A 13,484-nucleotide genomic window follows, 5' to 3' on the forward strand; every position below is an offset into this window, starting at 1 on the left:
TTCTTATTTAACAGGGAGGGTAATGCTGAAAGCAGATCCATACCCTTCCTCACTGATGACATCAATATTCCCGTTATTGGCTTTAACGATTTCCATGCAGACAGAGAGTCCGATGCCGGTTCCCTGTTCTTTTGTTGTGAAAAAAGGCTTAAACAGAGAATTCAGGGTATCCTGGCTCATTCCGATTCCGTTATCTTTCACCTGAATTACGATTTTGCCGCTGTCAAGCCTAGTCGTAATGGATATGTTTCCGTTTTTTTTCTGCTTGCTGATCTGAATAGCTTCCATTGCATTTCGCATCATGTTCAGGAGTACTTGCTTCATCTGTTTAATATCAACATTCAGATAGACTTCCTCATCAATGATGCTGCACGTTAATTCGCAATTTGTCAGGATGGCTTCGCTTTTGCAGATCAGGACAATATCATTCAGAAGTTTGCTTAAAAGCACAGGCTGTTTCGTTTCAATCGGCGTTTTTGAATTATTGAGAAATTCGTAAATGATTTCATTAGCGCGGTTCAGCTCTTCAAGCGCAACATCGGCATAGTGCCCTTTTCCAATCTCAATTAAATGTGGCTTCAGGAGCTGCAGAAAACCTTTAACGCTTGTCAGCGGATTGCGTATTTCATGTGCGATGCTTGCAGCAATCTGACCTACGGTTGCCAGACTGTCCTGCTTAATGGCTATTTCTTTCATCTGCTGAAGAGACTTTTCGAGCTGTTCCTGTTTTTCCAGGAGATTTAAATTAGCATACAGCAAATCACCTTCAAGCGTTTTTACTGCCTGATAAATCTGATCGACACTTTCCTCTTTGTCTATGCAGAATATATGGATGAAATTTTTCCCCTCATATTGAATATAGACATCAAAAAGCGTCATCGGGTTTGACTTTGTTTTTAAATTCAGCTCTATTTTTGTAATCGACGGCGTGTCGAGAATAAATTTTGCCGCTTTTTTCTTGCTACCGATTCCTACAACATCAAGAAAGTTTAATTCTTCATCGAAAATAGTAAACGTACATCTTGATACTGAAACAATATTCAGCTTTCTGTCCACCAGAAAGTAAGGAAATGGGATTTTATCATATTTACTTGCGATTAATTGCATTTCCATGGCGTTCAGTCCTTGAATTAGAATTTTGAAGCCAGCTTGTCAGCTGGACTATGTTTTGAATCACCACGGTGTTTGGAGGGCAGTAATAATCGACATCAAAATCACTTGTCTGTTTTCCGCCAAGCATAACAGTTGGGGAAAATGACAGATTCTGCAATTGCGAGACGTATTCAATAACAGCTGGAATATTTGAAACAAGACTGGTTGTGAATCCAATCACATCAGGCTTCCAGCGTTCGGCGTACTGACAAATGTAATCCATCGAAACATTTGATTCAATGCAGCATGCTTCCCAGCCAAATTCTCTAAACAAGAAAGAAGTCATAATGCCTCCGACCGCATGATCTTCATTTCTCATAGAAAGCAGCATAACGCGCGGTTTAACTGCTGCAGGCAGTGATAAATTGGAGTGTGTATGTATTTTTTCAACTTTTTGGTAGTAATAGGTTGCAATCATCGATTTGCAGACAGCCGCTGCAACATATTCATCCGCTACTGTTGCGCGATTCATTTCCCAGAGTTCCAGTACATTGTCCATAGTATCTGATAAAAAGCCATACACCTCAGTGCTTGTCGTATCCGTTTCTAGCAGACTGTTCAATAAGCTCCACGAAAGGCCAAGTTCCCCATCAATAAACAATTGACTCATTTCTTCTACGGGATTCATAAAAATCACCTACCAATCGTTTGTATGTTTTTATCAGCCTGAGGACAACGGAAAAAGGATTGCGCAATATAAGATTGTTAGATTAAGCGTAACACATAACGTGTTAAGTAGATACAACAATTCCTTCGTATTGCTAATTTTTCTGAAATCTTAACAATCTTTACGCAAATTCACTCCGTTTTTGATAGAATGTAAGACATTCCACGACGAAAGGACTAACCTTTATGACTGAAAAGCTCTATTATACTTCCCCAAAAACGTTTGAATGGCAGACGGAGATTGTCCGCTGTACAGTTATAGATGGGAGAAAAGCTGTTGTTCTCAAAGAGAGCGCCTTTTATCCTGAAGGCGGCGGCCAGCCATCTGATATCGGGACGATCGCAGCGGTTCCAGTTCTTGATTTAATAGAAGATGAGAATGAACTTTACCATATTGTGTCTGAATATCCTGCAGGGATGTCTGCAAACTGCTTTCTCGACAGCCGCCGCAGAATAGATCACATGCAGCATCACTCAGGACAGCACCTTCTGTCGGCGGTGTGCCTTGAACTGTACGGTTATGAAACTGAAAGCTTTCATCTTGGATCAGAGACCGTCACGATCGATCTGAATACTCCGCACTTATCTGAAGATCAAATGACCGAAATTGAAAACAAAGCCAATCACTATATCTTTGAAAATCGAAAAATCCGTACCTTTTTTGCCGGTTCAGATGATCTTAAAAACCTGCCGCTGCGAAAGGTTCCAGAAGTGGATGGACCCCTTCGCATTGTTCAAATTGATGGGATCGATACCTCAGCATGCTGCGGTACACACACAGCAGGAACAGGTGAAATTGGCCTTGTGAAGCTCTTGAAAACGGAAAAACAAAAAGGAAGGATCAGGCTTCATTTTATATGCGGCTTTCGGGCTCTGTCAGAGTTTCAGGAAGCACATAGACTTGTTAAACATACAGCGCGCTTTTTTCAATCCTCACAGACAGAGATCCCTGAGCGGCTCTGTTCAATAGAACAGGAAATGAAACAGCTGCACAAAGAATTGGAATTTCTAAAAGCTGAGAATGCTTTATTGCTAGCAGAAAAAATGAACAATGACCAGCCTGGAAAAATGGCAGCAGTCCTCAAAGAAAGATCATCGCTGAAAGACCTTCAGTTCCTGGCGGCAGCATTTCATGAAAGCGGAAAGGATATTGTCCTGCTGGGTTCGAAGAGTGAACACGCAGTTCTGTTCAGTCAAAAAAACAGCATTCATGCCGGCCATACAATTAGAGAGTGCCTGAAAGCGTTCAGCGGCAAAGGCGGCGGAAGCGAAAATCAGGCACAGGCTAAATTAGCAGACAGCAATGAAACGGAATCATTCTTTCGAGCTATGAAAGAGCAGATCATACAAGCATCTGAGGATCGTCCGCTGAACTAAATGCCAAATGTGTGACCGCCATTCACTGTAATCGTTTGTCCTGTTATATAAGCTGACTCATCTGACGCCAGAAAGGCAACCGTCTTGGCTAGCTCCTCAGGTGTTCCCATTCTATTAAGTGGAACGCCTGATTTATAGGCGGCAAGGTCATCTGCCCCAACATCACGATGACGCTCTACCGGAATAAAGCCCGGATTGACTAAATTAACCCGGATGCCGTATTCTCCGAGTTCACTTGCCCATGACCTGGTCATTCCTAGCATGGCTGATTTTGCCGTTACATAACTTGAAAAATGAGAGTTTCCCAGAGTTATGACTTCACTGCCGATATGTATAACTGAACCGTTTCTTTTTTGCTTCATTCCAGGCAGAACTTCTTTCAGCAGAAGCAGCGGAGCTTTTACGAAAAAGACAAGCTGGTCTTCGTAGTCTTTCCATGTTGCCTCTTCCAATGACAGCTCCGGCTGAGGACCTGTGGCATTATTAACAAGTATGTCATACGTCCTTCCCCCGGCTGCCTGTCTGATTCCTTCCTCGGAAGTAAGATCTCCCTGGGCAAGATACGCTTTTCCCCCCTGCTCTCTTATCTGTGAAAGCACGTTCAGCGCCTGCTGCTCTGACGCAGCGTAATTCAAGTAAACTTCTGCTCCCTGGCGAGCGAGCTCCAAAGCAATAGCTTTTCCCAGTCCCCGGGAAGCTCCTGTCACCAGGGCAGATTTATTTGCTAAATTCATGATATCCTCCAAAGCGGTCATATAGTATGTATTTCAAATGGTAAACACATCCAGTTTCAAGTATAATCTCAAAATCCGTAAGATTCAATTAATATAGCTTGCACCCCGAGGTTCGATTAAAAAGGCCAACTTTAAAGCAGTTGGCCTTTTTAATCGAACATATTCAATCGGCTTTTGTGCCCCCATTGTTGACAAGAATGGCAAAATACCAGCCGCCTTCACGTATGATTGGTTTCAGGCTTTGAAGCCTCATGCCGGACTGTTTTGCAAGAGCATCCAGTTCTCTTTTAGTAGGAAGGGCGTACAAATTATCAAAAGCAGTAAAAAAACTATTAAAGACACTTGAAAACTGCTTTCCATGCTTCGGCTTTCGAATTGGCGTAATAATGGTAATCATTCCATTTGGAGAAAGAGAGCTGCTTAATCTGCTGATGACCTTCGGACGTTTTTCGGGAGAGAGATAGTGCAGCAGATTATTCATCATGATCAGGTCTGCTTTATTTTCCGGCGACCATTCTTCAATATCCATACAATCAATTGAAATGTTTTTAAGCTCGCTGCAGCGATGGGCGGCTTCTTCTGCCACGTCCTTATTAACCTCAACACCTGTTAATATTAAATCCGGAAAAGACTTGGACAGCTTCTGCATGTAGCCCCCGTGTCCGCAGCCTACATCCACAACCGTATGGATGCTGTTTTTCTTCAGGATCTGCACAAGCTTAGGATAAGCCAGCTGTTCCAGCATAGCAGAGGTTTCTGCAACCGTTGCACCGTGCTGCTTATGATCAAAGGTCTGGCGTTCATCTGTTTTCATAATGGAAGGGTAAGTCAACAGTGCGGGGATGTGCAGCTCCATCATTTCTTTCAGCAAAATGCCGACAGACTTTGGATCGCGCTTGCTGTCAGGCAGCATAAAGCTTCTGGAGGTTTTAAATTTATTTCTAGGAACCTTTTTTAGATATTTAATAGAAACCCCCACTTCCACCCAGCGTTCGAGAATCTCTGTTTCTAGTGAATGACTTGCTGCAACCTCTTCAATCGTTTTTGGTGATTTGAATATTTCAAATAGATCAAGTTCATACCCGACATATGCGTGCCAGCTGTATAAAAACGGCAAGTTCTTCTTCATCCAGCTCCTCGCTTTGAAAAGCCTTACATATTCAGCAATCATCAACGGCTGTACCTCCCTTTCGCTTCCCAAGGATAATCATTTTCATACGTGAACATGTAGCGGGTATGCAAAAATTCAATATTCTGGATTGATCTCGCCGGCATCAGGCCGATCTGAATCAGCCTGTCCACAAACGATTCCTTCCAAATTCCAAGCCCCGAAATGTTAAGCATTTGCTTTGTATGAAGCTTTTCATCATCTGTCATCTGTTTGAGGCTTCTGTTTCTGAGTGAACCAAAGTACCTGAATGGCTTTGAATAAGCGAGAGCTGACAGGTGGCTGAGGCTTAAAATGAAATCCACCCTTGATTTGCGAACTTTCTCATACCACTTTAAGTTATCCTGACTGTGTTCATTATGCCTGTACATCCAGCAAAGCAGCTCACCGAGGACATCTCCGTCCTGTATGGCAAGATTCATGCCTTCCCCTGCCATTGGATGCACGCTGTGCGCAGAATCTCCGAGAATCGCCATGTTCCCCGACACATATGAATCTGCGTGGAAGTGTACGGGAATCATCAGCTGTATTTTTTTCCACTCCCTTAGTTCGGTCACATAGCCATTAAGCTCAGGACACAACTCAATATACTTGCTGTGAAGATGTTCAATGCCCTTTGACTTGAGGGACTGATAGGCACCTGATTGGATGAGGTAAACCGTTCTGACTTCATTGTCGGGAAGGGGAAAGAGTCCGAGGAAAGCATGCGGCGTAGAGATGATCTTTCCTTCCGTCATATCTGCAGGCCTTTTGAACGTAACAGTTAAAAAGTGATGGTCATATGCATGCTCATTCAGGCTGACGTTCATCGCCTTTCTGACGTTGGATTTTCTTCCTTCAGCACCGATAAAATAATCAGCCTGAATTTCCGTTTCCTCTTTTCCTATTGATACAATCGCTGCGGAATTATCATTGAATGCCTTGAATCGTGCAGGCTGTATGTAATGGAAAGAAGGAAACTTTTTGGCTTCTTCAAGCAGCAGTTCCTTTAATTTTTCATGGGGGATCATCAAAGCAAAATTGTACTTGCTCTCAATGATTCCGTAACGCATGACAGCTGAACCAAGCAATCTATATGAACCTTTCTTCCGTTTCATTTCATTCATTTCAATTTCATTGATTCGGTGTCCTGATCTGAGAACAGGCTCTGCTAATCCGAGAGCATCAAAGATTTCAAGACTTTTTGGCTGAAGCAGCTCACCTTTATATAAATGCGGGGAGCCCTTTGTCTGTTCTACCACGCAAACATCTATCCCGCACTTGGCAAGCTTCAGAGCAGCGGTCAGCCCTCCAACCCCCCCGCCAATGACTAAAACCTGTGTTTTCATCCTCCCACCGCCTTTCACCTTTCATTTCCACAATTGGGAAACATTGAAACCGGTAAACTCTCTAGAAAAGCGGAATCAGCCGTTTAGCTCCGACAGGCAGAAAAGAAATTGACCAGAAAGGCCGGGTTTGCCTTTTTGGGCAATTTTGTTCTGACGGAGGAGTTGGCTGATGGAGCTGGACAATGCGAAAAGCGGAGCCGACTGTTCAGGCCTGGCAGGCAGATAAGAAATCACCGGAAAAGTCCGGGTTTGACTTTTTCGGTGATTTTGTTCTGACAGAAGGACTAGGAGGCGGAGCTGGACAATGTGAAAAGCGGAGCCGACTGTTCAACCCTTTCAGTCAGATAAAAAATCGCGTTATTCGCGCTTTTTATGAGGATGCGTGTTGCCAGAATGGTACCCTTTATTCAGCCGTGACCAATTTATAGGGTTGCATTTCGCATGAATGGTAACCTATATTTCTGCGACAGCGTTTTATAGGGATGCATTTTGACAATATGGTACCTTCTATTCAGCCGCAACCAATTTATAGGGTTGCATTTCGCCACTATGGTACCCTCTATTCAGCCGCAACCAATTTATAGGGTTGCATTTCGCCAGTATGGTACCCTCTATTCAGCCGCAATCAATTTATAGGGTTGCATTTCGCAAGAATGGTGACCTCTATTCAGCCGTGACCGATTTATAGGGCTGCATTTCGCCAGTATGGTATCCTCTATTCAGCCGCAACCAATTTATAGGGTTGCATTTCGCCAATATGGTACCCTATGCTCACCCTCGAGCAATTTTTAAGGTTCCATTTTCCGCAAGAGCGTTGAATCACCAGCAATTCATGAAGTCAATGCTCCATCCAAACACAAAAAAACCCAAGACTGCTGTTAATAGCAATCTTGAGTCAAAAAGTTGAACGGCGCTTTCACACTGCCCCTTGATCTGTAAATGAAATCATCACAGAATCCTGTATCGGCTTATAGCCTATCTTCTGATAGATGCTGTTCGATGTTGGATTCGACAGGTCTGTATAGAGAGTGCAGAATGAATAATCCTTCAATAGCTCACTGCTAAGTGCGGCAACGCAGCTGCTCGCATATCCTCTACCCCTGAATTTTTCCGGTGTGTATACAAGGGATACCGTTATGCCGTTTTTAGTTGCCCGTGATTTTTTTGCCATGGAAACAGGCACTCCGTCAACAGACCAGATGTAAACAGAGTCCTCCGCGAGAAATTTCTTCATTCTTTCTGCTGACTGGAGCGTCGTAATCGGAGGCTCGTTTGTAAACGTCATAAAGTCCGCCATCCACTCTGTTAAGAGCGGGAGGTGTTCAAGTTTTGCTTTTTGAAAGCTTCCTTCACTGCCTGCAGCAGGCTGCACCTCATGAAGCTGATAAATTTTTTGTTCCATCACAATGTCGGCTCTACCCCCGGTCTGCACAGCCCACTCTTTGGCAAATCTCTCTGTCCAGTACCTTTCTCCGACAGCACCCGGTACAGAAACCCCTGCAGAGATCAGCTGACTGACCATTTCAGCAATCAATCTTTCACTCATTACATCGTGATTATATGTAAGGATTAAATTATGAGGGGGTGTCATAAGAAGCGCTGACGCAACTGCCCCTTCTGTTTCCATCAGAGCCGTATATACCTCTGATGGCGGAACCGTCTTTTTGAAAACAGACAGAAGTCCGAGTGCCAAGTTATTCTCTGCTTCCTGTCTCATAAGCAGCGGTTCTGATTTTTCAATGTACTTGCGGCGGTCTTTGTATTCTTTAAGCATCATCCATTATCACCTCTAATCTTTTTATTAGATTCACCCCCCCGTATTTCCTTTAAAATTTATTTTTTTTATAAAAAAACCCCGAGGCAAATCCCGGAGTTTAGAAGGTTGTAAACCTGAAGAATTTCTGCAGAGCATAAATACCCCTTTTGAATAGCGGCATGTCATCTCTGTATTTTTCAACATTCAGCGTATATTCTGCTCCGTCATTCGTCCAGAGTTTTGTGAAATACGCTTCCACTTCTTTCATAACATCCTCATTCTGAGGGGCGGAAATTTTCAAGTCATTCTCAAGATTAAGATCATCAAGATTTCGTTTTGTGAAATTCGCCGAACCGCTGATGATCGTGGATTTCTTTTTCCCTTTAATATAAAGAAGCTTTGGATGATACTGTTCATTTGTTGTGTTATACCATCTGATACTCGCTTTGTTTTTCGTATCTTCCATCAGTTCTTCAGCAACAGGCCGGTTAGGCAGTCCGATTTTCTCCTGGCCGAAGGCATTTTGATTCGGATCAAGGATCATGTTCACCTTAACGCCGCGGTTAGATGCCTCAACGAGCGAGTTGATCACTTTTCTGTCAGCTAAATAAAACATACCCATCCAAATGACATCATTTTTTTCTGCAGCTCTGATTGACGACAGCAAATGCTCATATATTTTCCCTTCAGTCAGCACCTGCACATCTATATTCCCTTTTTCATTACCTGACTCAGTGTACTCAGGAAGCTTGGGCCCTCCGGAATAGTCCGATACAGCCTGTTCAGATTCGAGTACATCTGCAATGACATTTCCGCTTACCTGAAAAGCTGTATTGGAATGAAACCCGCTGGCATCGTGAGGATTTGCGGACGAGACTATTGCTATTTTCTCCGTTGCGACCGCCTTTCTGTGATTTGCCTTTACATTAAAGAGCTTTAAATAAGACCTTACCGTCATATCAGGAGCTGTATCTCCAAACGGATTAGTCACCCAGCCTTTTCCTGACTGGCCGAACCATTGAAAAAACGTTCTCCAGACACTGGAATACAGCGGATTTGAATCGCGGAGAGGCTCCATATCCGACAGAACGACATCTATGCCTGCATCCTTAAATGCTTCAAGCTCCTTTGATTTGTGTGACCCGTATGAGGTATTGATTTCATCTGTAATAAAGACAATCGGCATGTCGGGATTTTCTTTCTTTTTTTGAAGCAGCTTTTCTGTCAGCTGAGCACTGATATCGGGATATGATTCTCCCTTATTGTAATAGCCGTTAAACAAAAATAAATCAATCACAACAAATTCTTCAGCATCATCAATCGCTTTAAGCACAGCATCAAATATCATCCGGTCTGATTTGACCCTGTTTTCTTTCTGATACGTCAGGTCATATAAAAAATCGACGTCCTCCACCTTGCGGACTTTCCCTTCATACGAAAGACCGTCTGGAAGAGGCTTATAGCTTTGATACATAACAGTACCTGTTAAAACAATAAAAATAAGCAGAATGACCAACAGGCGTTTCTTTTTATAGCCTGCAAATTTAGACCTTGACAATAAAACTCCCCCTACAACAAAATAATGGCTTTCTTTATATCCCCTTTTTCATTGATACAAAAACCTTTAACAAGAAAATAGACCGCAGACTGGCTGCGGCCCGTTCAATCAGTTATTTAGACTGGGGAAACATACGCTTCACCATTTCACCGAATTCATCTGCCAATCCTGAAACCGGCTCGCCGTTGCGGATTTTATCGCCGTAGTCTTTTACACGGTCAAAAAAGTCCGGATTCTCCGAAACAAATACATTGTCCAGGTTGCGGTCAGTTGATCTGACCTGATCAGCCACTTTGTTTTTCAGATCATCTGACAGCTTGCCTTTAGGATTTCCTTCCAGCATGACAGCGGCATAGGCCGTGTTATCAAGAACAATCACATTCGCGTATTTGATTTCTTCCAGATCTGCCACTTTCTTTGCTGCATCGTCGGCAACATTCATGCGGTTTTCGCGGTTGTCATTGGTTTGTTCGTCATAAGTGACGTTCTTAAGCTCATTGTTCATGATGTTGTCGTTTTCACGAGCATTGTTATCCATTCCGCAGCCTGATGCAATCAGGACAGAAAAAAAGATAGCTGCTCCAGTAAGGATCATATTTTTCATTCAGCATGCCTCCCATTTTTTTCTTCATTTTATTTTCTGCAGTTGCCGACCGATTATGCAGGAAGACCAAAAATACTTAGACAAATCGTTTTTATGGGAGACAAAATGAAAACCAGCCCCATCAAGAAGGCTGGCCGGTGATTTTATGGAGTGCATACCCTTTTTCTTTCCAGATATAAAAAATCCCCTGTTTAAAGGATTGAAACGTTTTTACATTCAGTGTATATCCCTGATGAATGATATGCTGCACAAGCTTTGGGTTCATCCCCGCAAAGATGGATTCGGTCCCAATAAGCCGCAGGCCTTCTGCAATTTGGTTAAGATGAAACGCAATGGTTTCATCGAACGTCTCGCTAATGCCTGTAAAGTCGAAGATCATGTATTCAGCTCTCCGCTCGGCGGCTTCCCTCAGGATCTTCTCTTTCATTTTTTCCATTCTTTCTTCAGTCAGTGTTCCAGTCAGAGCGATCAAAAGAGCGGAGTCGAGTGCAGTCCCGATGATGGGCGTATACATTTCCTCAAGCAGCGCTTTTCCCTCTTCTATCACATTTTCATATTCTGTGACATCACGCCATGTCAGGACAAATCCTGTCTGTTCTCCTTGAAGATTGGTCAGTTTGTCCACAACGATATTAGCTGTGAACCGGTTAAACAGCCTGATCTGGGCACTGTGAGGAAACGGACCGTTTTTAAGAATGTCATTTTGCTTTTTCCCATGAAAGTGCCGGATATCAAATCCGATGAATGCTTCAGGATCAGCCATTCCGGCAAGCGGCCCCACTTTTGAAAGAATCTCTTTTGCCGCATGATTTATCCAGATAATGCGGTACTCATCATCTGCAAAAATTAGCCCTTCCCCTATCCGGTCCAGCAGAGAATAAACATTCATATCCTCTAAAATCGATGAACTCATTTTCACTTGCCTCTTCCCCCTAGAAGACTATTTTTCTGTATGTATTCACAATTATATCCTTTTCCACCATTTTGAAAAGAATAAACGTGCCGAGGGGTCAGTCCCGCTGTGCGTTAACACACAGCGGGACTGACCCCTCTTTCACCTTTTTTATCCTTTTCCAGCCTGGAAGCTCGGGTATTTTGTCATTCCGCCGTCTGCATAAAGGGTGATTCCTGTTACGTAGCTTGCCTCTGATGAAGCAAGGAAAGCTACACAGGCAGCGATTTCTTCCGGTTTGCCGATGTATCCCATTGGGATGAGGTCAATGACATCTTTTTTAATCTCAGGATCCGCAAATTTTTCGGCATTGATTGGTGTATCTATTGCTCCCGGCGCGATATTGTTGACGCGGATGCCGGATGAAGCGTATTCGAGTGCAAGGGTTTCAGTCAGAAGTTTAATTCCGCCTTTGCTTGCTGCATAGTGGGCAAAATGAGGCCAGGGAATCTGCTGATGCACAGATGACATATTGATGACCGATCCTTTAATATTGTGATCAAGCATATGCCTGATTGCTTCTCTGCTTCCTAAAAAACAGCCTGTCAGGTTTGTCTGTATGACTTTATTCCAGTTTTCAAGGCTCAGTTCTTCAGTGGGAATCTCAGCTTGTATTCCTGCATTATTGACCATAATATCAAGTGTGCCGTAAGTATCGACTGCAAACTGGACAATACGCTTCACATCATGCTCCTGTGAGACATCACCCTGAATTTTTGAAGCCTCGCCGCCGTTTGCCTTGATCTCTTCAATGACAAGGTCGGGCTTATCATCCTCTGTTAAGTAGTTGACAACGACTTTTACGCCCTCTTTTGCAAAGCGCTGCGCAATGGCTTTTCCAAGTCCGGATGATGCCCCGGTAACAGCAGCCACTTTTCCTTTTAAGCTTTCATACATTCTGCATTCCTCCATTTACCTTTTTGTATAGCCAAGCAGCACTCCGCCTCCGATAATCAGCACGCAACCGATAATAACAAGCACAATCTGCTTTTTTGTCTTTTTTTCACCAAGCAGAAAGATTCCGCCAAGTGTGGAAATGATGATCCCTGTCTGGGATAAAGAAAAGCTTGTGGCAACTCCGATTTTCGGAAGCGAGAGCAGCAGTCCCAGGTTTCCTGCTGCCCACATTAATCCTGTCAAAATGTTCCGCAGCGCATATTTATCAAACGGCTTGTGTCTCGCTGTTAGAATAATGGCTGCGAGCACCATCCCGATCGCCTGCGGCAAAATGGCTGCCCAGCCGTCAATCTCAAAATAACGGATGATGATGACGTAGCCAATATACCCGATTGACGAAATGAACAAAATGAATAGTCCCCGCTTCAGACTCTTGCCGGCCCCTTCTTCATCCTTCTGTCCAATGGAGGTAAATACTACTCCCGTAATGATCAGGAGGATAGCAAGGCTTCCAAGGATAACCGTCATTTTAGTGTCCCATTCTTTAAAGAGCAGAACGCCGAACAGTGTCGTCCCCAGGAGCTGCATGCCTGTTGAGATCGGCACGGTTTTGGATACGCCGATATGCTTGACACTGGCAAGCTGATTCAGCTGCCCGACCGTCCAGAAAATACCCGAGACAATTCCAATCGACCAGACAACCGGAGTGAGATCAGGAGTTGAAAAAAAGAACATAACAATGGAAAATAAAAACGCTCCTATTGTAATACCAAGTGTTTGGCTGTATGCATTACCGCCGAGCTTGACACTCACAAGGACAAGACTTCCCCACGCAACAGCGGGAATTAAAGCAAGCAATATTCCAATCATGATGATAATCCTTTCTACTATGTAGTCGTGCTGCTATTTGGACATTTGAAAGTATTATTTCCCCTTATGCGGAAAATAACACCGCCTGCCTTAGTTCATTCCACTAATAAGAAAAAATGAAACAGCAGGTTTATAGATCACGCCGTTTTTTTATACTGGATAAAAAGGAGGGTCAAATGTGGAAGATGTTTTTGCTGAATATGGTGTGTGGGACCTCTATCTTAGAGACAGATACCCTCTTGAAGAATCAGGGATTTTCAAGGATGCTGATGCAGATGAGCTCAGAGGTTTTTTTGAAACGTTTGAGTACGATTCATATGAACAGTTTTCAACCCTCTTTCCGCTCTATTTATTTCTCAAAAAGAAGAACCGGCACTTTTGGTAAGATGCCGGTTCTTCTTTTTATATTTATCAAACCTAAA

At 43.4% G+C, this 13,484-nt stretch carries 13 protein-coding genes; 2 read left to right on the plus strand and 11 right to left on the minus strand.

Annotation, left to right across the window (positions count from 1 at the left end):
- Nucleotides 1–3 precede the first annotated feature (3 nt).
- Together AZ46_RS06420 and AZ46_RS06425 are read right to left on the minus strand one after the other, a co-directional pair.
- Entirely contained in the window at nt 4–1,113 is a 1,110-nt protein-coding gene (locus AZ46_RS06420) for an ATP-binding protein (RefSeq protein WP_051865306.1), read from the minus strand.
- On the minus strand, nt 1,088–1,780 hold the full coding sequence (locus AZ46_RS06425) for a cobalamin B12-binding domain-containing protein (RefSeq protein WP_029280845.1): 693 nt from the start codon (nt 1,778–1,780) through the stop codon (nt 1,088–1,090). Before AZ46_RS06425 ends, AZ46_RS06420 begins: the two co-directional genes overlap by 26 nt.
- Before the next feature lie 224 nt (nt 1,781–2,004).
- Here AZ46_RS06425 and AZ46_RS06430 point away from each other — a divergent pair, with 224 nt between their 5' ends.
- Nucleotides 2,005–3,195 carry an alanyl-tRNA editing protein gene (locus tag AZ46_RS06430; protein ID WP_029280844.1) on the plus strand — a complete coding sequence of 397 codons (1,191 nt, stop codon included), beginning with the start codon at nt 2,005–2,007 and terminating at the stop codon, nt 3,193–3,195.
- Here the strand turns inward: AZ46_RS06430 and AZ46_RS06435 are convergent.
- The 9 genes from AZ46_RS06435 to AZ46_RS06480 all read right to left on the minus strand — a co-directional run bounded on the left by AZ46_RS06435 (nt 3,192) and on the right by AZ46_RS06480 (nt 13,059).
- On the minus strand, nt 3,192–3,929 hold the full coding sequence (locus tag AZ46_RS06435) for an SDR family NAD(P)-dependent oxidoreductase (RefSeq protein ID WP_029280843.1): 738 nt from the start codon (nt 3,927–3,929) through the stop codon (nt 3,192–3,194). The genes AZ46_RS06430 and AZ46_RS06435 overlap by 4 nt on opposite strands.
- A gap of 163 nt (nt 3,930–4,092) precedes the next feature.
- The gene (locus AZ46_RS06440) at nt 4,093–5,100 is read right to left on the minus strand and encodes a class I SAM-dependent methyltransferase (protein WP_029280842.1); all 1,008 of its coding nucleotides are present in this window, start codon (nt 5,098–5,100) and stop codon (nt 4,093–4,095) included.
- The gene (locus AZ46_RS06445; protein ID WP_029280841.1) at nt 5,100–6,425 is read right to left on the minus strand and encodes an FAD-dependent oxidoreductase; all 1,326 of its coding nucleotides are present in this window, start codon (nt 6,423–6,425) and stop codon (nt 5,100–5,102) included. The genes AZ46_RS06440 and AZ46_RS06445 overlap by 1 nt, the downstream gene beginning before the upstream one ends.
- A 916-nt stretch (nt 6,426–7,341) precedes the next feature.
- Nucleotides 7,342–8,202 carry a GNAT family N-acetyltransferase gene (locus AZ46_RS06455; RefSeq protein WP_029280838.1) on the minus strand — a complete coding sequence of 287 codons (861 nt, stop codon included), beginning with the start codon at nt 8,200–8,202 and terminating at the stop codon, nt 7,342–7,344.
- 97 nt (nt 8,203–8,299) lie between these two features.
- Nucleotides 8,300–9,739: a phospholipase D family protein gene (locus AZ46_RS06460; RefSeq protein ID WP_029280837.1), complete on the minus strand. Its 1,440-nt coding sequence runs from the start codon at nt 9,737–9,739 to the stop codon at nt 8,300–8,302.
- A 112-nt stretch (nt 9,740–9,851) separates the two neighbouring features.
- Complete coding sequence (locus AZ46_RS06465) at nt 9,852–10,343, minus strand: YhcN/YlaJ family sporulation lipoprotein (protein ID WP_029280836.1); 492 nt, start codon at nt 10,341–10,343, stop codon at nt 9,852–9,854.
- Between the two features lie 121 nt (nt 10,344–10,464).
- Nucleotides 10,465–11,256 (minus strand): STAS domain-containing protein, encoded by a 792-nt coding sequence (locus AZ46_RS06470; protein ID WP_152554725.1) that lies wholly within the window; start codon nt 11,254–11,256, stop codon nt 10,465–10,467.
- A gap of 150 nt (nt 11,257–11,406) precedes the next feature.
- On the minus strand, nt 11,407–12,192 hold the full coding sequence (locus AZ46_RS06475) for a glucose-1-dehydrogenase (RefSeq protein ID WP_029280834.1): 786 nt from the start codon (nt 12,190–12,192) through the stop codon (nt 11,407–11,409).
- A 15-nt stretch (nt 12,193–12,207) separates the two neighbouring features.
- Entirely contained in the window at nt 12,208–13,059 is an 852-nt protein-coding gene (locus AZ46_RS06480) for a GRP family sugar transporter (RefSeq protein ID WP_029280833.1), read from the minus strand.
- Between the two features lie 181 nt (nt 13,060–13,240).
- Here AZ46_RS06480 and AZ46_RS06485 point away from each other — a divergent pair, with 181 nt between their 5' ends.
- Nucleotides 13,241–13,447: a hypothetical protein gene (locus tag AZ46_RS06485; protein WP_029280832.1), complete on the plus strand. Its 207-nt coding sequence runs from the start codon at nt 13,241–13,243 to the stop codon at nt 13,445–13,447.
- Nucleotides 13,448–13,484 lie beyond the last annotated feature (37 nt).

Source organism: Metabacillus indicus LMG 22858 (genome assembly GCF_000708755.2).
Classification (GTDB): domain Bacteria; phylum Bacillota; class Bacilli; order Bacillales; family Bacillaceae; genus Bacillus_P; species Bacillus_P indicus.